General features: G+C 37.9%; 27 protein-coding genes, 1 tRNA gene and 2 pseudogenes. 23 read left to right on the top strand and 7 right to left on the bottom strand.

Annotated features, from left to right (window positions below; all coding sequences use genetic code 11):
* Positions 1 to 581: 581 nt before the first annotated feature.
* Positions 582 to 1,406 carry a phage replisome organizer N-terminal domain-containing protein gene (locus PCY11_RS01280; RefSeq protein ID WP_301362347.1) on the bottom strand — a complete coding sequence of 275 codons (825 nt, stop codon included), beginning with the start codon at positions 1,404 to 1,406 and terminating at the stop codon, positions 582 to 584.
* A 9-nt stretch (positions 1,407 to 1,415) separates the two neighbouring features.
* The gene (locus tag PCY11_RS01275; protein ID WP_301362346.1) at positions 1,416 to 1,694 is read right to left on the bottom strand and encodes a DNA-binding protein; all 279 of its coding nucleotides are present in this window, start codon (positions 1,692 to 1,694) and stop codon (positions 1,416 to 1,418) included.
* A gap of 162 nt (positions 1,695 to 1,856) precedes the next feature.
* On the opposite strand from PCY11_RS01275, the gene PCY11_RS01270 reads away from it, so the two are divergent.
* The gene (locus PCY11_RS01270; protein WP_301362345.1) at positions 1,857 to 2,408 is read left to right on the top strand and encodes a helix-turn-helix transcriptional regulator; all 552 of its coding nucleotides are present in this window, start codon (positions 1,857 to 1,859) and stop codon (positions 2,406 to 2,408) included.
* 61 nt (positions 2,409 to 2,469) lie between these two features.
* Positions 2,470 to 3,630, top strand: a complete 1,161-nt coding sequence (locus PCY11_RS01265) for a tyrosine-type recombinase/integrase (protein ID WP_301362344.1) — start codon at positions 2,470 to 2,472, stop codon at positions 3,628 to 3,630.
* A gap of 104 nt (positions 3,631 to 3,734) precedes the next feature.
* Here PCY11_RS01265 and PCY11_RS01260 read toward each other — a convergent pair whose 3' ends face one another.
* The 4 genes from PCY11_RS01260 to PCY11_RS01245 form a co-directional block, all read right to left on the bottom strand.
* A complete protein-coding gene (locus tag PCY11_RS01260) occupies positions 3,735 to 3,977 on the bottom strand; it encodes a type B 50S ribosomal protein L31 (RefSeq protein WP_003016441.1) in 243 nt (80 codons plus the stop codon).
* Positions 3,978 to 4,138: 161 nt separating this feature from the next.
* Positions 4,139 to 4,591, bottom strand: a complete 453-nt coding sequence (locus PCY11_RS01255) for a lantibiotic ABC transporter permease (protein WP_301362343.1) — start codon at positions 4,589 to 4,591, stop codon at positions 4,139 to 4,141.
* On the bottom strand, positions 4,546 to 4,719 hold the full coding sequence (locus tag PCY11_RS01250; RefSeq protein WP_301362342.1) for a hypothetical protein: 174 nt from the start codon (positions 4,717 to 4,719) through the stop codon (positions 4,546 to 4,548). The genes PCY11_RS01255 and PCY11_RS01250 overlap by 46 nt, the downstream gene beginning before the upstream one ends.
* A gap of 96 nt (positions 4,720 to 4,815) precedes the next feature.
* A complete protein-coding gene (locus tag PCY11_RS01245; RefSeq protein ID WP_070845493.1) occupies positions 4,816 to 5,760 on the bottom strand; it encodes a bifunctional oligoribonuclease/PAP phosphatase NrnA in 945 nt (314 codons plus the stop codon).
* Between the two features lie 130 nt (positions 5,761 to 5,890).
* Here PCY11_RS01245 and PCY11_RS01240 point away from each other — a divergent pair, with 130 nt between their 5' ends.
* From PCY11_RS01240 to PCY11_RS01155, 18 genes and pseudogenes are all read left to right on the top strand, one after another.
* Entirely contained in the window at positions 5,891 to 6,655 is a 765-nt protein-coding gene (locus PCY11_RS01240) for a DUF3114 domain-containing protein (protein WP_315378454.1), read from the top strand.
* 34 nt (positions 6,656 to 6,689) lie between these two features.
* The gene (locus PCY11_RS01235; RefSeq protein WP_229099230.1) at positions 6,690 to 7,223 is read left to right on the top strand and encodes a cobalamin biosynthesis protein CobN; all 534 of its coding nucleotides are present in this window, start codon (positions 6,690 to 6,692) and stop codon (positions 7,221 to 7,223) included.
* A gap of 97 nt (positions 7,224 to 7,320) precedes the next feature.
* A complete protein-coding gene (locus PCY11_RS01230; RefSeq protein WP_301362341.1) occupies positions 7,321 to 8,004 on the top strand; it encodes a hypothetical protein in 684 nt (227 codons plus the stop codon).
* A 97-nt stretch (positions 8,005 to 8,101) separates the two neighbouring features.
* Entirely contained in the window at positions 8,102 to 8,791 is a 690-nt protein-coding gene (locus tag PCY11_RS01225) for a hypothetical protein (protein WP_256318005.1), read from the top strand.
* Between the two features lie 116 nt (positions 8,792 to 8,907).
* A complete protein-coding gene (locus tag PCY11_RS01220) occupies positions 8,908 to 9,351 on the top strand; it encodes a flavodoxin (protein WP_003007049.1) in 444 nt (147 codons plus the stop codon).
* Between the two features lie 63 nt (positions 9,352 to 9,414).
* A complete protein-coding gene (locus PCY11_RS01215) occupies positions 9,415 to 9,687 on the top strand; it encodes a chorismate mutase (protein WP_049523030.1) in 273 nt (90 codons plus the stop codon).
* A gap of 46 nt (positions 9,688 to 9,733) precedes the next feature.
* Entirely contained in the window at positions 9,734 to 10,897 is a 1,164-nt protein-coding gene (locus PCY11_RS01210; RefSeq protein ID WP_176745626.1) for a chloride channel protein, read from the top strand.
* Positions 10,898 to 11,020: 123 nt separating this feature from the next.
* Complete coding sequence (rplS, locus tag PCY11_RS01205) at positions 11,021 to 11,368, top strand: 50S ribosomal protein L19 (protein ID WP_003003254.1); 348 nt, start codon at positions 11,021 to 11,023, stop codon at positions 11,366 to 11,368.
* Between the two features lie 43 nt (positions 11,369 to 11,411).
* Positions 11,412 to 11,483: transfer RNA gene (locus PCY11_RS01200), tRNA-Arg, on the top strand.
* A gap of 221 nt (positions 11,484 to 11,704) precedes the next feature.
* Entirely contained in the window at positions 11,705 to 11,938 is a 234-nt protein-coding gene (locus tag PCY11_RS01195) for an Imm74 family immunity protein (protein ID WP_223363750.1), read from the top strand.
* A 19-nt stretch (positions 11,939 to 11,957) separates the two neighbouring features.
* Entirely contained in the window at positions 11,958 to 12,944 is a 987-nt protein-coding gene (locus PCY11_RS01190; protein ID WP_301362340.1) for an ADP-ribosylglycohydrolase family protein, read from the top strand.
* A 53-nt stretch (positions 12,945 to 12,997) separates the two neighbouring features.
* A pseudogene (locus tag PCY11_RS01185) lies at positions 12,998 to 13,284 on the top strand (helix-turn-helix domain-containing protein).
* 22 nt (positions 13,285 to 13,306) lie between these two features.
* Positions 13,307 to 16,105, top strand: coding sequence for a DNA methyltransferase (locus tag PCY11_RS01180; RefSeq protein WP_301362339.1), 2,799 nt, complete (start codon positions 13,307 to 13,309; stop codon positions 16,103 to 16,105).
* Between the two features lie 58 nt (positions 16,106 to 16,163).
* Positions 16,164 to 18,020, top strand: coding sequence for a hypothetical protein (locus PCY11_RS01175; protein WP_301362338.1), 1,857 nt, complete (start codon positions 16,164 to 16,166; stop codon positions 18,018 to 18,020).
* 148 nt (positions 18,021 to 18,168) lie between these two features.
* A complete protein-coding gene (locus PCY11_RS01170; RefSeq protein WP_301362337.1) occupies positions 18,169 to 18,531 on the top strand; it encodes a hypothetical protein in 363 nt (120 codons plus the stop codon).
* Between the two features lie 101 nt (positions 18,532 to 18,632).
* Positions 18,633 to 19,601: a DUF6287 domain-containing protein gene (locus PCY11_RS01165; protein ID WP_301362336.1), complete on the top strand. Its 969-nt coding sequence runs from the start codon at positions 18,633 to 18,635 to the stop codon at positions 19,599 to 19,601.
* Positions 19,602 to 19,774: 173 nt separating this feature from the next.
* Entirely contained in the window at positions 19,775 to 20,266 is a 492-nt protein-coding gene (locus tag PCY11_RS01160; RefSeq protein WP_070674238.1) for a hypothetical protein, read from the top strand.
* 153 nt (positions 20,267 to 20,419) lie between these two features.
* On the top strand, positions 20,420 to 21,232 hold the full coding sequence (locus PCY11_RS01155; protein ID WP_070674247.1) for a PrsW family glutamic-type intramembrane protease: 813 nt from the start codon (positions 20,420 to 20,422) through the stop codon (positions 21,230 to 21,232).
* A 44-nt stretch (positions 21,233 to 21,276) separates the two neighbouring features.
* Here the strand turns inward: PCY11_RS01155 and mnmE are convergent, their stop codons facing one another.
* A complete protein-coding gene (mnmE, locus tag PCY11_RS01150) occupies positions 21,277 to 22,650 on the bottom strand; it encodes a tRNA uridine-5-carboxymethylaminomethyl(34) synthesis GTPase MnmE (protein ID WP_037607860.1) in 1,374 nt (457 codons plus the stop codon).
* A 162-nt stretch (positions 22,651 to 22,812) separates the two neighbouring features.
* Between mnmE and rpiA the strand changes: the two are divergent.
* The 3 genes and pseudogenes from rpiA to PCY11_RS01135 all read left to right on the top strand — a co-directional run.
* Positions 22,813 to 23,481 (top strand): annotated as a pseudogene (gene rpiA, locus PCY11_RS01145) (ribose-5-phosphate isomerase RpiA); the annotation flags it as partial.
* Between the two features lie 251 nt (positions 23,482 to 23,732).
* Positions 23,733 to 24,944: a phosphopentomutase gene (locus PCY11_RS01140; RefSeq protein ID WP_070674253.1), complete on the top strand. Its 1,212-nt coding sequence runs from the start codon at positions 23,733 to 23,735 to the stop codon at positions 24,942 to 24,944.
* Between the two features lies 1 nt (position 24,945).
* The gene (locus PCY11_RS01135; RefSeq protein WP_070674256.1) at positions 24,946 to 25,491 is read left to right on the top strand and encodes a DUF1697 domain-containing protein; all 546 of its coding nucleotides are present in this window, start codon (positions 24,946 to 24,948) and stop codon (positions 25,489 to 25,491) included.
* The last annotated feature ends 1 nt before the right edge of the window (position 25,492 follow it).

The raw sequence follows: 25,492 nt of genomic DNA, 5'->3' as shown, positions 1-25,492 counted from the left end.
TCTATTTAAGATCCAACATACTTCCTAGTGAAGTATAACGCACTATACTTTACCAAATGGTAAAAGTGCGTTACACATGCAAGCATGTCGAGAATCACATAGATTCTATTAGACTATCCAGGAAAGAAGAAGCAGATTTATAATTGTTTTCTTTTACCAATTTTTCCAATTTATCTCTATTTGATGGTTTTATAATAAACTGGTATTGTTTTTTCTTTTCCGTTTTATGATAGTTGTTTTCATTAGCTGAACATGCGTCGGACTGTTGGGGCATGGTTGTAACTCCTTTACTAAGAGATTCAAAATCAGTAGATATCCTATAACTTAAATAATCTTTATCATAGATGTCGATATAATCGAAAATGTTTCTTTCTGAGATAATTAGTTTGTTTTCAAATTGAACGGGATAATAAAATTTCTCCTGTCTAATTTGAGATACCGAATCATAAATAGATTCATTTGAACAAAATAATATACCCTTAATTTCCCGTAAATCAATGCAAATGGGATTATTTTGAGAAAGCTGTAGTGACTTATTAATTAAGAATTTTATTAGTTCATTACATTTTATATTCATGATGTTATGATCTTTCTTTGTAATGATCAGAAGCTACCTTGTGGGCTCTTAGTTTTTCTTCTTGTCGTCTCTCTTCAATGAGATTTTCTATCATCTTAAACAAATAAGCTAATGGACTTTCTGTGGTTGAAGGAATCCTGTCAATTAAATCCATGATCTCATTACTTTGTATATAATTTGATTCAAGGTACTTTCCAATCTTCATTTTTTGAGAGTGTTTTAAAACAAAGCCTTTGGGATACATAAAACGATCGTTATATTTATCAGCAATGACCTGAACTAAGTTATAGTAATTTTCACCTATAAAATTTTTCTTTTTTGAAGGATTATTTTTAGGCTCTTCTAGAACTAAATATCTATTCTCTAATCTCTTATCTCTAATCTCTAGACTCTGGTGGAGATTTGTCGGACTTTTGTCGGACATTTGTCCAGCTAATAAAATATTTTGTTTATCGTTAGCAATTCTATTTCTATATTCTCTTTTGCGATCGGCTTCTGTGGTTGTTTTCCCTATAAAGTTTTGAATATCCATCATATAGATTGCACCATTGTCCAACACCTCAATTAACTCAAGCTCCTGGAATAAATGTAATGCTTTTTCGACAACAGCAACGGGTTGCCTTGTCATAGTAGCTATTAACCATGGATTGTAGGGGATCCTATCTCTATACATCAATTTACCCTCATTTTTTAAACTTTTTAAATATAACTTCAAAAGGATATTTGAGTACTTTTCGCCATCAGGTTGATTTTCCAAGAGAAGCAGTTCTTCAGTATCAAAAAAGTCTTCTTTCAACCTCATGTAGTAGTATTTTTTTGAATCAGACATACAGAATCCTCATCTTTCATATTTTTTTAACCATTCAGTCACTTTATGTTTATCATATAAAGTGACTCCATCAATAACAATATGAGGCATTCCCTCTCGTTGCCATTTGATAACTGTGGTTGTAGAGACATCTAACCAACGAGTTAAGCCAGCCATTCGAACCATAGGTTTATATAACTCATAATCTTCAAAGGCCTTTTCAAGGGCTTTTTGAAGCATATTATCATATCTGGCAATTAACATTTTTTCAGTTGCTTTTGGTAAACTGATAGTGAATTGATCTGACATATAGTACCTCTTTCCTTATTTTATAAGCTCCTCCATTACAAGAAACTTGTAACTTGTAAATATTATATTACAAAATAATTGTAAAATCAAGATATATTACAATTTTTTTGTACATTTTATTTTTTTATGGTAAAATAATATTTAAATGAAGGAGGAAGTATTTTGGATAACAAGGTAAAAGAGTTACGAAAGCAAGTTAATAAAACAATGAAAGAATTGTCTTCCGAAACTGGTATAGGCTTATCAACGATTTCTAATTATGAAAACGGATATTCAAATCCTAAAAAAGATAACGCCAAAATATTAGCAGATTACTTTGGTGTTTCAGTACCATATTTATTGGGACTTGATGAAAACCCAAATTTAAGAAATCCTAAAAATGAATCAATTTTAAAGCATCTTCATACTAAAATCAAAAAAGGCTCCTTAATAAGTAATAAAATTGATGAATGGACACCTTACAAAGATGATTTAGCTTTCATGCTTGCAGATTTAATTAATTCTGGAGTATTGGAAAATTATATCGATTTTATCTCAAAAGATAAAAATTACAATCCTGTTTTACTTAAAGCTTTTAAACAGTTTATATCTGATGAAGAAGGTAATTTTTTGTATTTGATTAATAGTTCTGGTAAAGAAGATTCCTCTTATCATTATGTATGGGAAGATTGGGTCAATTCTGACGAATACAAGCAATCAATTAAGAAAAAATAATTGACTTATATTTCTTTATTTTATAAGCTCCGAAACCATATAAAATAAAGGAGAAATTTAGATGTCAATTATTAAATATAAGGCTAAAAAATCAAAGACAGGCTACCTTTATAAAGTTAGAATTTATAGAGTGATAGACGGAAAGCGTCATGACTATTTTAAAAGCGGGTTTAAGACGCTTAGAGAAGCGAAGCAGTATGAAACATTGATGATGCAAAAGAAATACTCAGGGGAGCTCACAGAGCTCCTGAGTGCTTCAAATAAGTCCTTTATGGATGTTTTTGAAGAATGGTTTAAAACATATCAAGATACTGTTGAATTAACTACAAGTGTGCGTACGGATGATTTATTTAGGCTTCACATTCTTCCTAGTTTAGGTGAATTTAAAATTTCCAAAATTACACCATGGCAATGTCAAGAACTAATTACTGAAAAAGGTAAGACTTTTAGGAATATTAAGCAGATCAAATCATACATGAGTCAAATTTTTGAATTTGCAATTAAGATGAAATTGATTAATGATAATCCAGTAAAAGGAGTGGTTCTTCCAAAAAGGGAGAAGATTGAATCACAGAATTATTTCACAGTTCAAGAGCTACATCAATTTTTAAAAATTGTAAAAGGAGAAGAGCCATACAAAAACTATGCCTTATTCAGATTGCTAGCTTATAGTGGGCTACGAAAAGGGGAATTGTATTCATTGAGGTGGTCTGATATAGATTTTAATAATCAGATACTATCAGTAAGTAAAAATCTAGGTAGAGTTAATGGAAAAGCACTAGAAAAAAGCACTAAGAACAAATTCTCAGTGCGTCAAATAAGATTAGATCAAGATACAGTAGATATACTTTCTGAATGGAAACGACAATCATTAAGAGAAAAAGGAAAGTTAATGGTAACTCCTTTAAATCTTGGTGAATCGTATATGTTTACTTTTATTAATCGAAACGGTGAGGAAGAACCGCTTTATCAGGATTATATAAATAGTATTTTAAAAAGAATTATTGATAAACATGGTTTAAAGAAAATCACACCTCATGGTTTTAGGCATACTCATGCTACACTAATGATTGAAATCGGTATTGATCCAGTTAATACAGCGAAAAGATTAGGACATGCAAGTAGCCAAATGACTTTAGATACATATAGTCATACAACAGCAGTAGGTGAAGTAAAAGCTATTAATAAGTTTGCAAATTATATGAACGGGTGGAAAGACTAATTTTCCAAGACGGTACCAAAAACGGTACTAAAAAGAAAAAAGCCAATTCCAATTTCTTGGAAAAGGCTTTATTTTCAACGTTTTTAAGTTCGTTATGCGGTTTCTTATTTGAGACCGTATTTTTTGTTGAAACGATCCACACGTCCATCTGCTTGAGTGAACTTTTGACGTCCAGTGTAGAATGGGTGTGAGTCTGATGAAATTTCAACACGGATCAATGGGTAAGTTTCACCTTCGAATTCAACTGTTTCGCTAGAGTACTTAGTTGAACCGCTGAGGAACTTGTAACCAGTAGTAGTGTCCATGAAGACAACAGGGCGATATTCTGGATGGATATCTTTTTTCATTTTGCAATATTTCCTTTCTGCCATGGTCTCTTTCCGAGCCATAGATTGTTACTAAGCTAGTTTACCAAATTTCCAGGATCTTGACAAGTATTTTCACTAATTTTATTTAAATTAATGATCAAAAAAATCACCCTGGCTAAGCCAAGGTGAATCTAATCTTATTATTGTTCAGATTGATTTGGATCTTTTGGTGCTTCAACTGGTTGATCAGCTTGTCCCTCAGTGTGTTCGTGTGATTCTTTTTTGATTTCATTTACAGCAGTTTTTACAGTAGAAGTTGTCACGCGTCCAACAGATTGGGCAAATCCTTTACCAGATTCAGCAAGTTCTTCGAATGTTCCTTTTGTGATTTTACCACCTGACATCGCCAAGAGACCAGTTACAACAATAGCGATTGATGCGATCAAAGCAAGGATCAAACCAAAGCCAATTGAAACGCCATAACCATTGAAGTCAACAGCGTACTTGTTAACACCGAAGACATCGATCAATGTTACGATAGTTGAGAGAGCTCCTGCTACGATAACACCAATTGCAAAACCTTTTGGTAGTGAAGATTTTACATCGTTCAAGCAAGGACAATCGCAACGACTGCGAAGATAATAACGAACCATCCATCTCCGCGAAGGCCATTCCAGCTGTATGAACCAAAATTTCCAGCATTAAGGCTTGCCCATGGCAAGAAAGAGCTAAGAATCGCTACCGCAGCAGAGATAATGATAAACAAACGATTTTTTTCCATAAAAAGTCTCCTTAAAAATTTTATTAGCTTTATTTTACCATAAGAAAGATCAAATGAAAACCCCGTGACCAAGATAAAAAGGCTGAGAAATCGTTCTCAGCCTTCGTTCGTGCGAGCCACTTCTTGTAGCTCTTTGTAGATTTGGTCGTTTTCTTCGAGGGAGTAGGAGTTGGCTCCACTCGCTAGTGGATGGCCACCACCATTATGTCGTTTGGCAATTTCGTTGATCACTTTTCGTTTGCTACGCATCCGGACTCGGAAGTGACCGTCGGCCTGCTCGACAAAGATAGCCCAAACAGACACGGTATCGATTCGTCCAGGAGCTCCGACAATTGCAGCAGTCTCTGAATCACGTAGATCGAATTTCTTCAAGAGCTCTTGTGTCAAGGTCACACGCGCAGCGCCATGTTCATCGATCTCAAGATGGTCATAGACATAGCCTTGAAGCTTAGCTGTCTTAAGGTTGATCGTATCCATCTGCCGAGCAAGTGCTGTAAAATCAAAGGGAATGCTTCGAAGATAGGCAGCGATCTCAAAGGTCCGAGTCGAAGTAGTAGGATAAAGGAAGCGACCTGTATCGCCGACAATCCCAGCATAGAGAAGACGCGCAGCACTAACTGGAAGCTCAAGATCCAATTCCTTAGCAAAAAGTGCGATTAACTCACTGGTAGAGCTAGACTCAGTATCGACCCAGAGCAGATCGCCATAAGCATCGTCATTTGGGTGGTGGTCGATCTTGATCAGGAAATCACCGTTCGTATAGCGCTTGTCATCGATGCGGGGAGTATTAGCCGTATCACAGACAATCACCAAAGCTCCAGCATAGTCTTCATCCTTGACCTCATCCATTTCAGCAAGCCAAGTCAAAGTCGGTTCATCATAGCCAGTTGCCAAAACCCGCTTTTGAGGGAAGTTGGCTCGCAGGAGATCCCGCAAGCCCACCTGGCTACCAATCGCATCTGGATCCGGATTCTGATGCCGGTGGATAATAATCGTGTCATAAGCTTGAATTTTTTCAAGAATTTCATTTATTACGTTCATACATTACCTCATTTTCTCTGTCAATTTTAACATAAGAAAGGCCAATCCAGCAAGCATTTATCACTAATTAGAATCTATGGAAGCGGTTTTACATTGGATAGATATTTTGTTAGAATGAAACCAATAGAACATGTTTTTCTTCCGCTATTATCTGGATCGTCAAGCAATTTACTATATTCGCAGTCATTACGAAGGCGCAAATGATTACGAGAAACTTTTAGCATATGGCAAAGAAAATAATATTGAATTTGATTACACGACTGGTGCTAACTACCATAACCGCTTTGAGAAATCAGATGGCTTTAAACGCCCCTATAATATGAAGGTTCAAGTCCCTCAGGGCAATTCAGCTAAAGGAAAAGATTTGAACAATGCGCGGATGGTGGAGTTTATTGTGAATTTAGATACCGGCGAGTTTGAGAGTCAATGGGATGCCTATGACAATCATAAACTAGCAGATGGTCGCTATGATTCCAATCCAGGAAAATATTCTAATGAAGAATTAAGAGAAATCGCCAATACAGAGTCTTTTAACTATGGTCCCTCAACAGGTCAAAATTCCGATGTTACAGAGTTTTATAAAGGGAAACATGATAAGCTTGATATGAATACGCCAGAGCCAGCTACTCGTGCACGTGCTAAAAAAATATTTAAATATGAACTCGATTTAGGTGAAGTAGATGAAGATACAGGTCAAAAGGGGAAATTTGCGGATATAGCAAGGAAAGGAAATCAAGATTATGAAGCATGGCAACGAAATACAAAAGGAATGTCAGAAGAAGAAAAAGTGGAAGAGTATAATAAATTTAAGAAATCTCTTAATGGCAGTGCTGATAATAATACTGGCTATTATGACTATACTCAAAGTCAATTCTATCCGAAAGACCACCAGTAGTGCGTATGATATTTTACAGAAACAGAGATTTGTTTTGGTACAAGATAAAAATGACTGGGGAAAAGAGTGGAGTACTGGAGTAGGATTTGATTTAAAAGATAAGGAATTGTACAATTCGTATTTTGCAGTTATTGAGAAGAATAAATTATATGGTGGTTATGGAAATTATGGAACTAAAGAAATGTACCAACGTTCTTTTAACAGAGAAATATCATCCATTTTAGTTAATCTGAAAATTTCACCAGATGAAATCAAAAAGAATAATTATCAAATTACACGCTCACCAGATTCTTTAGTAAATAAAGAATTATTGAAAGAGGAATATCCGCCAGAATTTGAAGGTAGATATTCTATCAAGGATAGTCAATTCTCCAAAGTCCGCATCACCTACAACAAAGAATTCTTACCGACAAAAATTGAGTGGTATTATAAGGGTGAAGGAGGGCTAAAATGGTACACTTGGCGTACGTACTCCTACCCATTTAAAAATAAGTCTGAATTTGATAAGAAATTGGATGAAGAAATTGAAACTATTAAAGAGATTCGAGAAGAGAACAAGGGTGATTAAACCAGATTTGAAATAAAGCTGAGCATAGTAAAGGCTCAGCTTTATTGTTAGGAAGACACTTCCTTTTAGATGGATATTTTGCTAGAATGAGAGATATATGAAATTCATTAAAAAGAGATTATTCAGTCTAAAATCTTTCCTATTGTTAATTCTTTTATTGCTTACTATAGCTAGTATTTTCATAGTTGTTCAAAGAGGTAAGATTCAAGAGAATTCAAAGTCTATTATAGAGAAGCAAAGGTTTATAGAGACACACATCTTGTCTGGTGATGATAACAAGGAATCAATCAGTGCGGGTTTTGATTTAAAAGAAAAAGAATTTTTTTATTACCATGGAGCTGCAATAAAAAATAATAAATTGTATGGTGGTAGTCAGGAATATAGTGCTGCGGAGTATTATAAAAGAGCTTTGGATATTGAGCTCACTTCAGCACTTTTAAATCACCAAATGAATATTAAAGATATAAAAGATTCCAACTATCAAATTACTCGTTCAACTGATTCATTCATCAATAAAAAAATATTAGAAGAAAAACAACCGCCTGAATTTGGAGGTAGATATTCTATCAAGGATAGTCAGTTTTCCAAAGTCCGTATCACCTACAACAAAGAATTTCTACCAACAAAAATTGAGTGGTACTATAAGGGTGAAGAAGGACTAAAATGGTACACTTGGCGCACCTATTCTTATCCCTTCAAAAATAAGTCTGATTTTGATAAAAAGCTGGATGAAGAAATCGAAAATATTAAAGAAATTCAAGAGGAAAATGAGGGAGATTAACATAGTTTTTAGATAAAGCTGAGCTTATATAAGGCCCAGCTTTATTGATAGGAAGACACTTCATTTGGATTGGATATTTTGATAGAATGAAATGGATATGATAAAAGAAGTTAAACAATTAATTAAAAGAAAACGATGGTTACAATTTCCAAAAACAATTGTGGTAGTGTTGGTCGTAATGCTTATTGCAGTATTCCTAAGTAGTTGTAGTAACAATCAACCGGCATTGAATGTTTTAAAGAAAAAGCAATTTGTTATGATTAAAATGGGAGATTCTACCAATGAGCATTTTGAGGTTGGGGTGGACCTTGAGAAAAAAGAATATTACTATAATGATGAAACGGCAGTGAAAGACGATACAGTTTATGGTGGTTATAAAGCGGACTGGGATCGTAAACAGTATTACAAAACTGCAGTAAATAACGAATTATCATCAGTTCTATTAAGTAAGAAAATTACTACTGATGAAATTAAGAAATCCAACTATCAAATTACTAGCTCACCGAAAAGATTTGTGGATGATAAATTGATGAAAGAAGAATATCCCCCGGAATTTGAAGCGATTTATTTGAAGAAAAATCGTCAATTCACCAAGGTCCGTATCATATACAACAAAGAATTCCTACCAACAAAAATCGAGTGGTACTATAAGGGTGAAGAAGGCCTCAAATGGTACACTTGGCGCACCTATTCGTATCCCTTCAAAAATAAGTCTGATTTTGATAAGAAGTTGGATGAAGAAATTAAAACTATTAAAGCAATTCAAGAAGAGAACAAGGGCGATTAAGTAGAATCAGTCCAAATTCTTGAAACAAGCCCCTTCTTTCACCTTATCGGGAAAGGTTTCGTGCAAAATGCTTGAAAAAGTGGTATAATACGGGAAATAGATTTTGGGAGGAAATTATGACTGTAGCGAAGATTGTTTTTGCTAGTATGACTGGAAATACAGAAGAAATTGCTGATATCGTAGCGGACAAATTCCGTGATCTTGGTGTCGAAGTAGATGTGGATGAGTGTACAACTGTGGATGCGGAGGACTTCCTTGATGCGGATATCGCAGTAGTAGCGACTTATACATACGGCGATGGAGAGCTTCCAGATGAGATCCAAGATTTCTACGAAGATTTGGCTGGCCTTGATCTCAAAGGCAAACTTTACGGTGTTGTAGGATCAGGTGATACCTTCTACGATGAATTCTGTAAAGCAGTTGATGATTTCGACCGTTGCTTCGCTGCGACTGGTGCTGAAAAAGGTTCTGAGTGTGTCAAAGTTGATTTGTCTGCAGAAGACGAAGACATTGAAAAATTAGAAGCCTTTGCAGAAGAACTTGTAGCAAAAGCAAATTAATGACAAAGAGGCAGGATCGATGGATTACAGCCTCGATTTATATCCAAAATAAAGAGGAGACACATGGATTTAGATCAGATTCGTAAGGACATTGACCAGATCGATCAAGAGCTTGTAGCCTTGCTGGAAAGACGGATGGTCTGTGTCGGTCAGATTGTAGAATATAAGGAGCAGCAGGGCTTGCCAGTGCTCGATCAAGGAAGGGAGAGAGAAGTGCTTGAGAAAGTCGGCTCTCTCGTGACGGATGAGCAGTATCGTGCGACTATTCAAGCTCAGTTTCAAGATATGATGAAGCGCTCGAGAGATTACCAAGAGGAGGTGAGGGTGCGTGACTAGTCTATCGATCAAGCAAAAAGCACAACAGTATGTGGTCCTAACAGGTATGGCTCTTTTCATTGGACTCTTGGTTGGTGCCATTGACATGATTTTTGGTCAAGGTCTTCTTCTGATTGGAGATTTCCGAAGTCAGCATTGGCCCTTGATTCTTTTTCTAGCCATAGCGGGTCTTGTCATCGTTTATCTTTATAAACGTTTTGGTGGCAAGGCTTCAAAAGGGATGGGCCTCATCTTTGATGTTGGACACGCGCGTGAGGAGAAAATCCCCTTGGTCTTGGTACCGTTGATCATGCTGACGACCTGGATGAGCCATCTCTTTGGTGGTTCGGTCGGTCGGGAAGGTGTAGCGGTCCAGATCGGAGCGACCCTTTCGCACCGTTTTGCCCGTCATATCAAGATCCCAGATGCTTCGCGTATCTTTCTCATGACTGGGATGGCAGCCGGTTTTGCGGGGCTCTTTCAGACGCCGCTGGCAGCAACCTTCTTTGCTCTTGAGGTCCTGACGGTTGGGGAGTTGCAGTTGATGGCCCTCTATCCTGCCCTTATCGCCTCAATCGTGGCTAGCTTTACCTCTCATGCCCTTGGCTTAGAGAAATTTGCTGTGCCACTAAGAGAAACACTGAGCTGGACACCAGAGACCTTGATCAAAGTCGCTCTACTTGGCCTAGCTTTTGGCCTCGCTGGGAAACTCTTTGCTGTTAGCCTTTCATGGTTGAAGAAAACAGTCGCTCAAGTCTTGCCTAATCCTTATACCCGGATAGCCCTTATAGGGGCTGGACTCAGCTTGGTCCTCTTGACCCTCCAGCTGACCAAGGTCGGCACTTATAGTGGACTTGGAACCAATCTGATTGATGTAGCTTTTCATCAGGGGAGTGCCCATAGTTATGACTGGATCTTGAAGCTCCTCTTTACCGTGGTGACCATCTCAGCTGGATACCAAGGGGGAGAAGTGACACCGCTCTTTGCGATCGGAGCTACGCTTGGAGTCTTTCTCGCTCCTATGCTGGGCTTACCAGTCTTAGTCGTGGCCGCTATTGGTTATGCCAGTGTCTTTGGCAGTGCGACAACGACCTTGCTCGCACCGATCTTGATCGGAGGAGAAGTCTTTGGCTATGCCAATCTGCCATTCTTTGTCATTGCTTGCGCCATCGCCTATTGCCTGCCAAAAGAGTGGAGCATTTATTCCGGCCAAAAAGTTGCGAAAAAGTAGAGAAAAGAGCTTTACAAACCTGAAATTATCTGATATGATAGTTTCTGTGCGTAATGGAAGCACAAAAATACAGTTTATCCGCTGAGGGAGGTCCCTCAAGATTGACGAAGATAGGAGAATAAAATGAATCCATTAATCCAAAGCTTGACTGAAGGTCAACTTCGTACTGATATCCCTGCATTCCGTCCTGGTGATACTGTTCGTGTACACGCGAAAGTTGTCGAAGGATCTCGTGAACGTATCCAGATCTTTGAAGGCGTTGTTATCGCTCGTAAAGGTCAAGGACACACTGAAATGTACACTGTTCGTAAAATCTCTAACGGTGTCGGTGTTGAACGTACATTCCCAGTACACACTCCACGTGTAGAAAAGATTGAAGTTGTACGTTACGGTAAAGTACGTCGTGCGAAATTGTACTACCTTCGTGCATTGCAAGGTAAAGCAGCTCGTATTAAAGAAATCCGTCGTTAAGACGAACAAGGAGGCGGGAGTGATCTCGCTTCTTTTTTTATCGGTCCCCTTAGTTCAATGGATATAACAACTCCCTCCTAAGGAGTAGTTGCTGGTTCGATTCCGGCAGGGGACATAATAAGAAGCGTAAAGAAACATAAAGAACACTGAAGATTCAGTGTTTTTTCTTTGACCAAATTTTGAACAAGCTCATAAGATATCTATGGTGTGGTATAATAGGAGAAAGTATAGGTACCAATTTGATTGGGATTTCTCTCCTTATAATGAGATCGGATTAAGGTTAGGAATTAGATTCTTGAGAAGGAATAATGATTTTTTAGTATAGAAGGAAATAGAATGAAAATTTCTGGGACAAGCGGTAACATTACTTTCGACTATGAAAATGGCTATGTTTTAAAAGCAGAGGGAGAGTTGTTGACTGATAATAGTTTTCTTGTATATAGGTCAAGCATGCAGAATTGGGAACCACCATACAATCACATTCGTATCTCACAAAAAGAGATCGATAAACTTATTGAGGAAGTGAAATCCATGATGACTGAGCAAACAATTCAGATCGAATTTATCTGAGTTAGAGTAGGAGAAGGCTATGAGATTAAGAGATAAATGGGAATATGATTCAAATCAGTATAGAAGATATAATCTTAAACAAAAGATAAATTCGGTAATCTTTGGTCTAGCTATAGGTGATGCACTGGGAGTCCCTGTAGAGTTCAGAGATAGAGATAACTATCATATTTCAGATATGGTGGGTTATGGAACCTATAATCAACCAGCTGGTACCTGGTCGGATGATACTTCTTTATCCTTAGCACTTATTGAACACCTATGTGATGATTCTGATTTGAATGGGTTGATGGATAAATTTGTAGCTTACCGTCAGGGCTACCTCACACCTTTTGGATATTGTTTTGATATTGGTGTTGCGACTAATCAGGCGATTGAACGGTATTTGGCGGGAGTTTCTCCAGAGAAATGTGGAGGGAGTAGTGAGAGAGACAATGGCAATGGAGCTTTGATGAGGATATCTCCCTTAGCTTTGCTCTTATATGAAAATTTTGATTTCAGTTATAGATCAAAAATAATTGAGCAATATACTAAGCTGACCCATGCTCATCCAAGGTCTATCGTGGCATCTATTCTTTATGTCCAGCTTTTAATCGGTCTTCTTCTTAACATTCGTTTAGAAAAATTACTTTGTCAATCAAAACCTTATTTTGAAGATTACTTCAAGAAAAAGCCAGAATACTGGAAAGAGTATCAGGAACATTTTAGAGAAATATTTGATAGGGAATTTTATCAAAAATCTAGGGAAGATATTGCTTCCACAGGCTATGTGGTTGATACCTTGAAGTCTTGTCTCTGGTGTTTAGGTACAACAGAGACTTTTGAAGAAGCTGTTCTAAAAGCTGTTAATCTTGGAGGGGATACCGATACCATCGGTGCCATTACAGGTACCTTGGCGGGAGCCCACTATCAACGGGAAGGCATCCCGGAAAAATGGATTCAACAGCTGGCTAATAGAGAATTGATTGACGAAAAATGTCAGCAATTACTGGAACACTTATATAAATAATCAAAATAGTTCTTATTATTGGGCAACAATCAGAACAACTCCCCCTTTTAGAAATAGTAGAAAAATATGAAAAAGCGCGACTAGATGCAGGACTTACTCAATTAGAAGTTGCTGAAAAATTAGGTGTAGCTCAAGCCCAGTACGCTAGGTGGGAAAATGGAGGGAGAAATCCGAAAGATGAAACAGTAGAAAAATTAGCTGAAATCTTTGGTACGTCTTTTGAGATTTTAAAAGGACGTGATGACGGATTAGAAGAAATTGTTAGTTTATTGAATTAACAGAAACAGATAAAAACAAAATTATTAACACTTTAAAGGATTTATTAAATAAATCAAAATAATGTGGTAGTTGGAGAGTACAAAGTGAATAATATCCGAGAACAAAAAAAACAAGCTAAAGCATTTATTAAACGCTGGGAAAATAGAGGAAACGAAAGGCAAGATAGTCAGTCTTTCTGGTTAGACTTACTTCAATCTGTATATGGGATTGAAAAGCCTACGGAATATATAACTTTTGAAGATAAAGTAATGCTAGATCATACTAGTTTCATCGATGGCTTTATCGACACAACAAAGGTATTAATTGAACAAAAAGGTGCAGATAGAGACCTTAACAAGGCAATACAGCAGTCTGACAACACTTATTTGACACCTTTTCAGCAAGCTAAACGCTATTCAGCGAATCTTCCATATTCTAAACGCCCCCGTTGGATTGTAACTTGTAATTTCAAAGAGTTCTATGTTTATGATATGGAGCAACCAAATGGTGAACCTAAAGTCATAAAACTTGCTGATTTGGATAAAGAAGCCTATCGTTTAGAATTTTTAATTGACAAAACTAATGAACACATAGAGCGTGAGATGAAGGTTTCTATTGAAGCAGGAGAAATTGTAGGGGAAATTTATGAAAGTCTTCTTAAGCAGTATATTAATCCGGATAGTCCAGAAAGTCTTCATGCTATCAACCAACTTGTCGTTCGTCTAGTATTTTGTCTATATGCTGAAGATGCTGGTATTTTCGGACATCATATGATATTTCATGATTATCTTGCCCGTTTTAGTAGTCGTGATTTTCGACGTGCTTTAATTGACCTCTTTTCTGTACTAGATACGCCAATTGAAGAACGTAATCCTTATTTAGATGATGATCTCCTTGCTTTCCCCTATGTCAATGGAGGGATGTTTGCTGAAAATAATTTGGAAATTCCCAATTTTACGGACGAACTACGTGAGTTAATTTTGGAACATGCTTCATCTAGCTTCGATTGGTCAGAAATTAGTCCGACAATTTTTGGATCAGTGTTTGAATCAACACTCAATCCCGAAACGCGTAGAAGTGGTGGAATGCACTATACTTCTATCGAAAATATCCATAAAGTTATTGATCCACTCTTTCTAGATGAGCTAAGAGATGAGTTGAATGAGATTCGTCAATTTAAACAATCTAAGACCGTTGAACAAAAAGCCAAACAGTTCCAATCAAAACTATCTAGTCTGACATTCTTTGACCCAGCTTGTGGTTCAGGAAACTTCCTAACAGAAACTTATATATCTCTCAGACGCTTAGAAAATGAAGCGATTAAGCTTTATATGGGGGATGCAGTAGCATTGGATTTAGGCCAAGAACTTGTTAAAGTGAAGTTGAATCAATTCTATGGTATTGAGATTAATGACTTTGCAGTTTCTGTTGCAAAAACGGCGCTCTGGATTGCAGAAAATCAGATGTTGGAAGAAACAAAAGATATTGTATTTGCGAATATTGATTTTTTGCCACTTAAATCCTATACAAATATTGTTGAGGGCAACGCTTTACGAATTGATTGGGAAATTGTTGTACCTAAAAACAAACTGAACTATATAATTGGAAATCCACCATTTTTGGGAGCAAAATATACTTCTAAAGAACAAAAATTAGATTTGGAAGTTGTTAATCCACAATTAAAAGGCATAGACTTTGTTTCTGCATGGTTTTATAAGGCAGCAGCTTTAATTAATGACACTAAAACTAGAGTGGCTTTTGTTTCTACTAATTCAATTACACAGGGGGAGCAAGTTTCAATTTTATGGAAAGATTTGATTAATAAATTTGACATTGAAATAGATTTTGCTTATAAAACATTTAAGTGGGAAAGCGAAGCAAAAGATAAAGCTGCAGTACATTGTGTTATTATTGGATTCTCAAAAAATAATTCGAATATTGAAAAATTTATTTTTGAAAATGGTAATGTGACAAAAGTTAATAACATTTCACCATATTTGATTGATGCTCCTACTGTAATAATTGAATCTAGAACAAAACCACTCTGTAATGTTTCAAAAATAACAAAAGGTAGTCAACCAACCGATGGAGGACACTTAATCCTAACAGAAGATGAAAAAAATGAATTGCTAAATTCAGAACCCTTAGCTAGCAAATATATTAGACCATATATGGGAGCAAAAGATATTCTACAAGGAACTCAACGCTTTTGCTTATGGTTAAAAGATTCTTCTCCAAGTGATTTAAAAAAAATGCCTAGTGTTTTAAATAGATTGGAGATGGTTGCTGAAAGTCGTAGAAATAGCCCTAAAGTTTCTACTAGAAAGTGGGCAGAAGCACCATACTTATTTACTGAAGATAGACAACCAGAGGAAGACTATTTGATAATTCCTGTAGTATCATCTGAAAAAAGGAGATATGTCCCAATGGCTTTTGTTAGTTCAGAAGTTATTGCAAATACTAATGCACAGATGGTTCCGAATATCAGTATGTTTGAGTTTGGAGTTTTGACATCAAATATTCATATGGCTTGGATGAGAACAGTGGCTGGTAGAATGAAATCTGATTATGCATACTCCGCCAAGATAGTTTACAATAATTTCCCTTGGCCGAAAGTAACTGAAGGTCAAAAAGAGAAGATTTCTAAAACTGCTAAAGCTATTCTCGATGCACGTGCTCTATATCCAGAGAGCTCATTGGCCGACCTCTATGATGAATTAACCATGCCAGTCGAACTAAGAAAAGCACATCAAAAAAATGACCGTGCAGTCATGGAAGCTTACGGATTTACCAAAGTAGTTGATGGCCAGAAAACTTGGTTAACCGAAAGCGAAACAGTAGCAAGATTGTTTGAGATGTATGAAGATATAACAAAATCAAATAACAAAAAGTCTTCAAGATAGTCTCAATTACTTTAAGTATCGCTTAGGTTCGTACAAATTCAAGAAGGATATCACAGATATGCAACAGCAAAGATTTCGTATTCCTAAAAATGTAATAGAGCCATATCAATACGATATAGCTCTAAACTACATTAAAGCGTATCAGCCATCGACTGAAATTAATAATTTAATAGAGACCTATTTAATCCTGAAATTAATTAGAAAAGAAAATGAATTTTCTAAATTCAAACATCTAATTAGAGAGTTTCATAACGATTTATCCGCGAATTTCCCAATTACCATTTTTGAAATAGACTATGATAGAATTGATATTTTTTATAAAGACATATTCTGGGAGTTAGTACTATTCTTAGGAAAAATTAATAAAGATGATGTTAGTCAGTTTGAATCATACATTAAAAAATATAATATCCAGACAATAAATCTTAAAAATGTTACAAAACTGATTGACCTATTTCCGCAAGTTATCAAAGAAAATTTTCTCTCTCTGCCTAGAAATATAGAATTTTTCTTGAATCATCAATCAGGAAAATTTATAGATTCTAATAATGGTTTATTTATTAAATTAGGTATTACAAATGAAGAGATAAATAATTTAGCAAGAAAATATTGTCAGACAGATAGTATTAACCCCAATTATTTACAATCAATTGTTGAGTATAAAAAATTAAGCAAATATGAGTTTGATGATGAGATTAAGCTTATAGCTAAAAGAAAAAGTGATAAATTTTGGGAAAAACATTTTGAAACTAATGAAGGGTTCCAATACTCTATATCAGTTGGCATCAAGTCTTTAGATTCTGATAAAATATATGAGCCTATTAAGAATGGTATTCTTTTAAATAAAATTATACTAGATGAACATCATGATTTTCCGACATTATTAAATAATTATATTTATTTACTTGGCTTCTTTAATCATGAATCGGGATTGCCTTGGCTAGTTGCGAATGAAGAAACATTCAGTTTCACTCGTTTATTTTCCCCAAAATCAAATGCTCAATTCGAAGACTACGATTCTCATTTAAAAGAGTCTTATGATTTATTATTTTATGCATATTTTGATTATCTAAAGAAAAATGATATTGATCTTGAGGAGATTATTAATTGGTACTTCAACATTTATTTAGAAACTGAATTGAATATAAAAGGATTTCACTTCCACGCTTCCAATAAAGAATCTTCTTATTATGAAAGAGGAAAATCTATAGTTTGTGAGATGGATAGTATCCTAGACCAATACGAACTATTTTTTAGACATAGGGAAATCGACCAAGGTTTATTAGAGATTAAATCTAAAGCCTCCTCTTATGCTTCATTAAAATCATTCAATGAGAAAAAATTTATCAAATTGAACAACACACCTGATAATTCTGCGTTGTTCTCTGCGCTTTTTTCTGATCAAAGTCCACTTAGCTTTATTTCATCAAAAAAAGAACATAAAACCTTTTTCAAACATATAAAAGAAGGTGTAAAAATTTCTGACTTTGATGAGTATCAGATAAAACAAATAAGCATTCTAAACGAAAAGAACCTTATAAAACTATCAAATGATGTAATAGAATTTACAAATTTCCAAGAAATTAACATTTTGAATAAATTATGGAAGTCAGGTACGTATTGCCTATACTATAAAGATAAATTGATACTAGATATTGCAGAAGACCTTTGTAAGAAAGGGTATTGTGAATATTCAGATAATCTTTTTTCTGAATACGAAAGTAATTACTTATCTTATATTTTGGATGATAAAAAATATGGTAATGGGTTGAAGATTCGAAATAAATTCTCTCATGGAAAATTTTCTTATAAAAGTGAAGAGGAACATCAAAAAAATTACTTAGAGTTGCTCCAAATAGTCATTTTTTATGTTATGAGAATTAACGATGAGTTAGAATTTTACAATCAAAGCTAGCTAATATATAATAAGGCAAAAATACTTTGTACGCCTTTGTCGGATTAGATCGAAATACTGGAAATATAACGACATATCATGCAAAAACTGTTGATTATCTTATCAAAAAGGGACCTAGTCTAGGATTTCAACGTTAAGGAGAAATTTAATGATTTTTATAAAAAAAATAGAATGGATAGATATTGATACTAAAGAAGCGGATGTCACTTTATCGGATAATCAATATGAATTAGTTTGTTTTTCAGATGAATTTTTTGGAAAGATTGGCGGAACGTTTGATGACATGCTATATGCTATTGTTGATGGAGACGTATATAAAAACGAAGATAATCTATTTCTAGTAAAGCACTTGAATAATTTTGAATATTTTATAATTGCTAAAATATTTGATAAAACAAAAAATATCGCTCAGGTAGGAGAATTTTTGATTAATATAGGTGGAGGAATTCCAAATGATCTTGAGAATGGTGAATTTGTTGAATTTCGTGTTAGAAGGATTGATATTTATTAATGCTCAGTGAAAGCCATACGAAAAATTGATTACACTACCCTTTTCCATTGACTCTCCTTTCTTATTTTTCTAAAATAATAGGTATGTGAAGGGAGATTGATATGAAAAAAGGTTTAGTAATTGTGCTTTCTGCTTTGGTCTTGGCTTCGTGTGGTCGTCCTCAGAGGATAGTGATGTCTAAGAGTTCGGATTCCAAGCAGACCAGCACTTCAGAAAAGAAACAGTCTGGTATGGATTTGAAAGCCATCAAGGCTAAGGACTACTCGAGTATCAAGGGGACTTGGATCGATGGTCGTGGCAATGAACTGGTCTTTGATGATAAGGGCTTGGTCAGCGAGGATGTTGAGCTTGATGCATCGAGCTTTAAGCAGAAGGACCAGATCGCTGAGATGACGGTTAGTGCTAAGTCGGGTGTTGGAGGTTATGGTCTTTTGCTCCTTCCAAAAGGTCAGAAAGCGGGCAAAGACGATGCTTCGGATAAGTCCAAGGATCGGATCTGGGCTGGTCAGTCACCGGCTTATGGCGATGATGACAATTTCTACTATCGTAAGAAAGAGCAACCGAAAGATCGGGAGCAAGCTGATACAGACGATAGCAGTAGTACGACAAAGACGAGTAAGGCCAAGAAGTGGAATACTCGATCGGATAGCGAGGTTAAATCTTCGAAGAAGTCGGATCAGAATGATTATCCAGGCTACACCGCTGCTCAGGTTGAAGCTGCTCGTGTCTGGGCTTATGTGATCAAGAACGTGCCATCAGAGTTAAATATTTCAAATAGTGCAGCTGGAACAAAGATTTATAATGGTGGCTTAGGCGTTGATTATCCAAAAGATGTGCGTCATCTATTTGGTTCATATTCAGCTGAAGGAAATATCACCTATGCATCCAATGGTGATGGGACGGTGACGATCTACCCTGTACCAAGTCACTGGCAACAGTCTGCAGATGAACTCAATAGTGAAGAGTTTATGACGCAATTTACCCAAGGAATCTTGGATCATGCAGAGACGGTGACTTTGCCAGATGGGGATCCAGATATGATTCGTCAGATTCTTGCCGTACTGAAGTAAGAGAGAGAGTATGGTAGAATAATATTAAATGATAATTTTTAAACTGTTAAATATCTAAGTACTTATAAGATTATAAAATTAAAATTTTGGAATGTCTTTTACTGGAAGCTTTATCTAATTTTGGTCAATTACAGGTCATTTTCGACTTGTTAAAAATTAAAAGGAGGCAATCTATGAAAAAAACTATGTTTGCAACAATGACCATTCTCTCGCTATTTCTGTCATCGTGCGCGCAAAAAGAAGTGAAGAATGAAGACAAAAAAGAGCAGTCTACTGAACAGAGTGTAAAAGATTCTACAAAGGAAAGTAAAGAATCAGTGGTCAAAGGAATGAATCAAGCCCCTACCTCATTGGTTGGAAATGAAAAACCTAATGTAGTATTTGCTTATATGCTTCAAAATCAAATCAATGGCGAAATTGAGATGGGGAAAGTGTATTATAATGAAGAATATCTGGTCCTTGTCTTATCTGCATCAGAAAATATGCTATCTTTAGCAAATATAAATCCAAAAGATTATTGTAAGACGCTTTTTGATTTAAAAGAAGAGATAGTAAAGCAATACAATGCAACTCAAAACAAACCGAGCAGTATAAAACTTAAAATATATGATAAAGACGAGAAGCTCTTGGCAACGGAGGAAAATGGAGCGTTGGTGATTAAGTAACTAAATTTAGTCAACCATTTGTCGCCATCTACGTTTTACATTCTTCTCACGAATCCACATTTATTGTTTTTTTAAGCTGATCCTGTTACAATGATAGTACTCGGAAAAGACTGGGCTTCCAGCCTTTTTCATTTCACTTTAGAAAGGTCTTTTATGAAACGCAAATCGATTTTGTTTCTCTATTTACTCTTGCTAGCGATCGGCCTAGCCTATGAGACCCAGTCACTGACAGAAGGCTGGATGTCTGGTAGTCAGTACGGGATTGTGGGACTTTCTACCCTGATCCTTTTGGTTTATGCACTTCCTGCTGTTTGGGCTCTCTTTCATTTTGCTAAGAAGTGGAAGTTGTCATGGGTACCGGTGCTCTTTTCTCTACTAGGTGGAGGCTTTGTTGCCGGTTGGTTGTCTAGCTTTGCCAATACCTATTTCCATGACATGATTCAAGCGATCGCTCCAAATAGCGACTTTTGGAACCAGTACGAGAGTGCCATCGCTGCGCCACTCTTTGAGGAACCCTTTAAGTTGATTCCAATCTTCTTTGTCCTCTATTTGTTCAGTGTCCGTCGCATCAAGTCGATCTTCCTCTTGGCGATTGCCTCAGGTCTTGGTTTCCAGATCGTGGAGGATTTTGCCTATATCCGTCAGGATCTGCCGGAAGGTTTCTCTTACACGGTGTCAGGGATTCTCGGTCGTGTGGCCAATGCGCCCATGTCTCACTGGGTCTACACAGGACTTGTGATGCTGGGGCTCTTCCTAATTGTCCAAGCAAGCAGAGGACGCAAGGATCTACGTCTAGCAGGCTGGGGATACTTAGTAGCTGGGTTTGGACTCCATTTTGTTGGCAATTCACCCTTCTCACAAATTGTGACCGAGTTGCCGATTGCGATTCCAGTCTTGAATGCTACTGGGCTCTTCTTGATCTACCAAGCTTATCAAACCGTCGAGCGATTAGAACAAGGAAAATAAAAACAAAAAAAGAATGCGTATGTTTGCACACATACGCATTTTTGTTATTTACCAAGACAGAACTGGCTGAAGAGTTGGGTAATGAGCTCATCTGGAGCAGCATCCCCTGTGATTTCTCCGAGGATTTCCCAGGTGCGGGTGAGGTCGACTTGGAGCAGGTCGACCGGCATACCGAGAGCCAAGCCTTCGTTGACCGCTTGCAAACTTTCAACAGCTTTCTCGATGAGGGAGATGTGACGGGCATTAGAAAGATACGTCGCATCTTGCTCAACCAGCCCAGCATTTTCGAAGAAGAGGGCGTTGATCCGGTCTTCGATTTGATCGATGTTTTGATTTTTCAGAACGGAAATCTTGATATGATCTTCCGGCAGTTGGTCGATTTCGATCTTCTCTGGGAGGTCAACCTTGTTGAGGAGAATGATGCGGTTGCTGTCTTGAGAGATTTCAAGGAGTTGGCGATCTTGATCGGTCAGGGGTTCACTAGCATTGAGAACCAGAAGAACCAAATCAGCTTCCTTGAGGGCTTTTTTCGACCGTTCGACACCGATTTGCTCAACGATGTCTTCGGTTTCCCGGATACCAGCCGTATCGACTAGTTTGAGGGGAACGCCGTTGATGTTGACGTATTCCTCGATAACGTCACGTGTGGTTCCTTCGATATCGGTCACGATAGCTTTTTCTTCGCGAAGGAGATTATTGAGGAGGCTGGACTTGCCGACGTTTGGACGACCGATGATAGCAGTAGAGATCCCTTCACGCAAGATCTTGCCACGACGGGCAGTCTTGAGGAGGTTGGTCAAAAGAGCTTCAAACTCACTGGTCTTTTCACGGATGATCTCAGTGGTTGCTTCTTCGACATCATCGTACTCAGGATAGTCGATATTGACTTCGACCTGGGCCAGAGTATTGAGGATCTCTTGGCGCGTGTTGTTGATGAGGTCAGACAAGGAACCGTCCAACTGTTTGACTGCAATATTCATAGCCTTGTCGGTCTTGGCGCGGATAATGTCCATGACAGCTTCAGCTTGGGTTAAATCGACCCGACCGTTCAGAAAGGCCCGCTTGGTAAATTCCCCAGGTTCTGCCAGACGAGCGCCTTCACGGATCACCAATTGCAGGATTTCATTGGTCACTGCAATCCCGCCGTGGGTATTGATCTCGATAATGTCCTCGCGGGTGAAGGTCTTCGGCGAGCGCATAGCCCCCACCATGACTTCGTCGAGAATCTCGTCCTTATCTGGATCCACGATATGACCGTAGTTGAGCGTGTGACTAGCCACCTTGCTTAAATCTTTCCCTTTGAAGATCTTTTGCGCAATGGCAAAGCTGTCTGTCCCGCTCAAGCGGACAATCCCGATCGCCCCCTCACCGAGAGGAGTCGAGATGGCAGCGATGGTATCAAATTCTTTAGTAATCATGTCAATTCTCTTTTCCTGTAGATTCATCTCTATTCTATCGTAAAGTAAGCAGACGGGCAAGGTTTTGCTTTTAGAACTAAAAGTTGGAAAGGTTTTCAATTAATTAGTGAAATCTCTTACAGAATATGCTATACTGTAAGAGAATATAAAAGGAGGTCTATGATGGTAAACCTAAAAGAACAGGTAGGAATTAAGGCGGCTGAGTTTGTCAAAGACGGCATGATTGTCGGTCTCGGTACAGGGTCAACTGCTTATTATTTTGTGGCTGAATTGGGTCGTCGCATCAAAGAAGAAGGCTTGCAGATCACAGCTGTCACAACGTCGAGTGTGACCTATGATCAGGCTGAAAGTTTAGGCATCCCGCTCAAGGCCATCGACGATGTCGAAGTGGTCGATGTGACAGTAGATGGCGCAGATGAAGTGGATCCTCAATTAAACGGGATCAAAGGTGGCGGTGGGGCTCTCCTCATGGAAAAGATCGTCGCAACCAATTCAAAAGACTGCATTTGGATTGTGGATGAATCCAAACAAGTCGCAACCCTTGGGGCTTTCAAACTTCCAGTGGAAGTAGTGCAATACGGGGCTGAAAATCTCTTCCGTCATTTTGAGCAAAAAGGCTACCATCCTGCCTTCCGTCTTGCGGAAGATCAACGCTTTGTCACTGACCAAGGCAACTTTATCATTGACTTGGATCTCAAGGTGATTAAGGATACGGAAGCTTTGGCTAATGAACTAGATCACACCGTAGGCGTTGTAGAGCATGGTTTGTTCTTGAATATGATTTCAAAAGTGATTGTAGGGACACCAGATGGCCCTGTCATCATTGAAAAATAGAGAGTGGGACAGAAATCGGTTATTCGTTAGAATTCGATTTCGTTGTCCCACCTCCGCACAGTTGAGTAGGGCTGTAAAAGCTGATGAAATCAGCGTAGTAGAGCCCACTCAACCACTGCGTCTTGCTCGACAATCCAAAAATAATTGAGAGGCTAGGACTTTTGTCCCAGCCTCGGATCAAACAACGGCTCTCTTCTTATAGGGATATGGTATAATATAGCTAGTTTAATAAAGGAAAGAGGCAGTATATGTCAAAATTTAAACGCATGCACTTAGTTGTGCTGGATTCAGTTGGGATCGGTGCTGCACCAGATGCCAATAACTTTGTCAATGCAGGAGTTCCAGATGGAGCATCTGATACTTTGGGACACATCTCTAAAACCGTCGGCTTGAATGTACCAAACATGGCGAAAATCGGTCTTGGAAATATTCCTCGTGAAGTGCCATTGAAGACTGTGCCAGCTGAAAGCAACCCAACTGGGTATGCGACAAAATTGCAAGAAGTCTCTCTTGGGAAAGACACCATGACTGGTCACTGGGAAATCATGGGGCTCAACATTACAGAACCTTTTGATACCTTCTGGAATGGTTTCCCTGAAGAAATTATTACAAAGATTGAAGAATTCTCAGGACGTAAGGTCATCCGTGAAGCTAACAAACCTTATTCTGGTACAGCGGTCATCGATGACTTTGGACCACGTCAAATGGAAACTGGTGAATTGATCATTTATACATCAGCAGATCCTGTCCTTCAAATCGCTGCTCACGAAGACATCATTCCTTTGGATGAACTCTACCGTATCTGTGAATACGCTCGTTCCATCACTTTGGAACGTCCAGCTCTTCTTGGTCGGATCATTGCGCGTCCTTATGTTGGGGAACCAGGCAACTTCACACGGACAGCCAACCGTCGTGACTTGGCTGTTTCACCATTTGCGCCAACTGTTTTGGACAAGTTGAACGAAGCTGGGATCGATACCTATGCAGTTGGTAAGATCAACGATATTTTCAATGGTGCTGGTATCAACCACGATATGGGCCACAACAAATCAAATAGCCACGGTATAGATACCTTGATTAAGACGATGGGACTTCCTGAGTTCCAAGAAGGGTTCTCATTTACCAACTTGGTAGACTTTGATGCTCTTTATGGTCACCGTCGCAATGCTCATGGTTACCGCGATTGCTTGCATGAGTTTGACGAACGCTTGCCAGAAATCATCGCTGCGATGCGTGAAGATGACCTCTTGATGATCACGGCAGACCACGGAAATGACCCAACTTACGCTGGTACAGACCATACGCGTGAATACATTCCATTCTTGGCTTATAGCCCATCCTTCAAGGGCAATGGTGTGATTCCAGTTGGACATTTCTCTGATATCTCTGCGACAATTGCAGAGAACTTTGGTGTTGAAAAAGCCATGATCGGTGAAAGCTTCTTAGACAAATTGAACTAAGATGACACGCTTCGCTCTCCTCGTAAGAGGGATCAATGTTGGCGGGAAAAACAAGGTCGTGATGGCAGAGCTTCGAGAGGAGCTCCAAACGATCGAGCTGGATGGGGTAGAGACCTACATCAATAGTGGCAATATCTTCTTTGAATCTGCTGGTTCTAAAGAAGAATTGGTGGATTTGCTGGGACATTTCTTTTGTGATCACTATCCCTTTATCCAGTCTTTTTCTCTCTTTTCAGCTGAGGACTATGCGCAAGATCTCGCTGCTTTACCAGCCTGGTGGCAGGAGGATCTGGCCCGCAAGGATGTTCTCTTTTACACAGAAGGCCTCAATCAGGATGCTATCTGGGAGCTGGTCTCCTCTTTTTCGCTCGGTGATGAAATCATCCATCGTGGGAATCTAGGGATTTACTGGGGCAAATACTCAGAAGAGACCTACACAAAGACCGCTTACCACAGACAAGTCCTCAAGATGCCGGATTACCGCCTGTTGACCATTCGCAATGCCAATACATTTGACAAAATTGGCCAATTTTTAAGGAAATCATAAA

This window comes from Streptococcus sp. SP8 (assembly GCF_030440045.1).
In the GTDB taxonomy this organism is placed as follows: domain Bacteria; phylum Bacillota; class Bacilli; order Lactobacillales; family Streptococcaceae; genus Streptococcus; species Streptococcus parasanguinis_I.
This window is presented reverse-complemented; position numbering and strand designations above follow the sequence as displayed.

Coding starts and splice junctions, on each gene's coding strand:
- PCY11_RS01230 (WP_301362341.1), top strand. CDS start 7,321: ATGAAATTCATTAAAAAGAGATTATTCAGTCTAAAATCTTTCCTATTG.
- rplS (WP_003003254.1), top strand. CDS start 11,021: ATGAATCCATTAATCCAAAGCTTGACTGAAGGTCAACTTCGTACTGAT.
- PCY11_RS01210 (WP_176745626.1), top strand. CDS start 9,734: ATGGCTCTTTTCATTGGACTCTTGGTTGGTGCCATTGACATGATTTTT.
- PCY11_RS01190 (WP_301362340.1), top strand. CDS start 11,958: ATGAGATTAAGAGATAAATGGGAATATGATTCAAATCAGTATAGAAGA.
- PCY11_RS01160 (WP_070674238.1), top strand. CDS start 19,775: ATGAAAAAAACTATGTTTGCAACAATGACCATTCTCTCGCTATTTCTG.
- PCY11_RS01170 (WP_301362337.1), top strand. CDS start 18,169: ATGATTTTTATAAAAAAAATAGAATGGATAGATATTGATACTAAAGAA.
- PCY11_RS01195 (WP_223363750.1), top strand. CDS start 11,705: ATGAAAATTTCTGGGACAAGCGGTAACATTACTTTCGACTATGAAAAT.
- PCY11_RS01260 (WP_003016441.1), bottom strand. CDS start 3,977: ATGAAAAAAGATATCCATCCAGAATATCGCCCTGTTGTCTTCATGGAC.
- PCY11_RS01135 (WP_070674256.1), top strand. CDS start 24,946: ATGACACGCTTCGCTCTCCTCGTAAGAGGGATCAATGTTGGCGGGAAA.
- PCY11_RS01280 (WP_301362347.1), bottom strand. CDS start 1,406: ATGTCTGATTCAAAAAAATACTACTACATGAGGTTGAAAGAAGACTTT.
- PCY11_RS01175 (WP_301362338.1), top strand. CDS start 16,164: ATGCAACAGCAAAGATTTCGTATTCCTAAAAATGTAATAGAGCCATAT.
- PCY11_RS01220 (WP_003007049.1), top strand. CDS start 8,908: ATGACTGTAGCGAAGATTGTTTTTGCTAGTATGACTGGAAATACAGAA.
- PCY11_RS01225 (WP_256318005.1), top strand. CDS start 8,102: ATGATAAAAGAAGTTAAACAATTAATTAAAAGAAAACGATGGTTACAA.
- PCY11_RS01215 (WP_049523030.1), top strand. CDS start 9,415: ATGGATTTAGATCAGATTCGTAAGGACATTGACCAGATCGATCAAGAG.
- PCY11_RS01240 (WP_315378454.1), top strand. CDS start 5,891: ATGTTTTTCTTCCGCTATTATCTGGATCGTCAAGCAATTTACTATATT.
- PCY11_RS01250 (WP_301362342.1), bottom strand. CDS start 4,719: ATGGAAAAAAATCGTTTGTTTATCATTATCTCTGCTGCGGTAGCGATT.
- mnmE (WP_037607860.1), bottom strand. CDS start 22,650: ATGATTACTAAAGAATTTGATACCATCGCTGCCATCTCGACTCCTCTC.
- PCY11_RS01165 (WP_301362336.1), top strand. CDS start 18,633: ATGAAAAAAGGTTTAGTAATTGTGCTTTCTGCTTTGGTCTTGGCTTCG.
- PCY11_RS01140 (WP_070674253.1), top strand. CDS start 23,733: ATGTCAAAATTTAAACGCATGCACTTAGTTGTGCTGGATTCAGTTGGG.
- PCY11_RS01155 (WP_070674247.1), top strand. CDS start 20,420: ATGAAACGCAAATCGATTTTGTTTCTCTATTTACTCTTGCTAGCGATC.
- PCY11_RS01255 (WP_301362343.1), bottom strand. CDS start 4,591: ATGGTTCGTTATTATCTTCGCAGTCGTTGCGATTGTCCTTGCTTGAAC.
- PCY11_RS01275 (WP_301362346.1), bottom strand. CDS start 1,694: ATGTCAGATCAATTCACTATCAGTTTACCAAAAGCAACTGAAAAAATG.
- PCY11_RS01265 (WP_301362344.1), top strand. CDS start 2,470: ATGTCAATTATTAAATATAAGGCTAAAAAATCAAAGACAGGCTACCTT.
- PCY11_RS01245 (WP_070845493.1), bottom strand. CDS start 5,760: ATGAACGTAATAAATGAAATTCTTGAAAAAATTCAAGCTTATGACACG.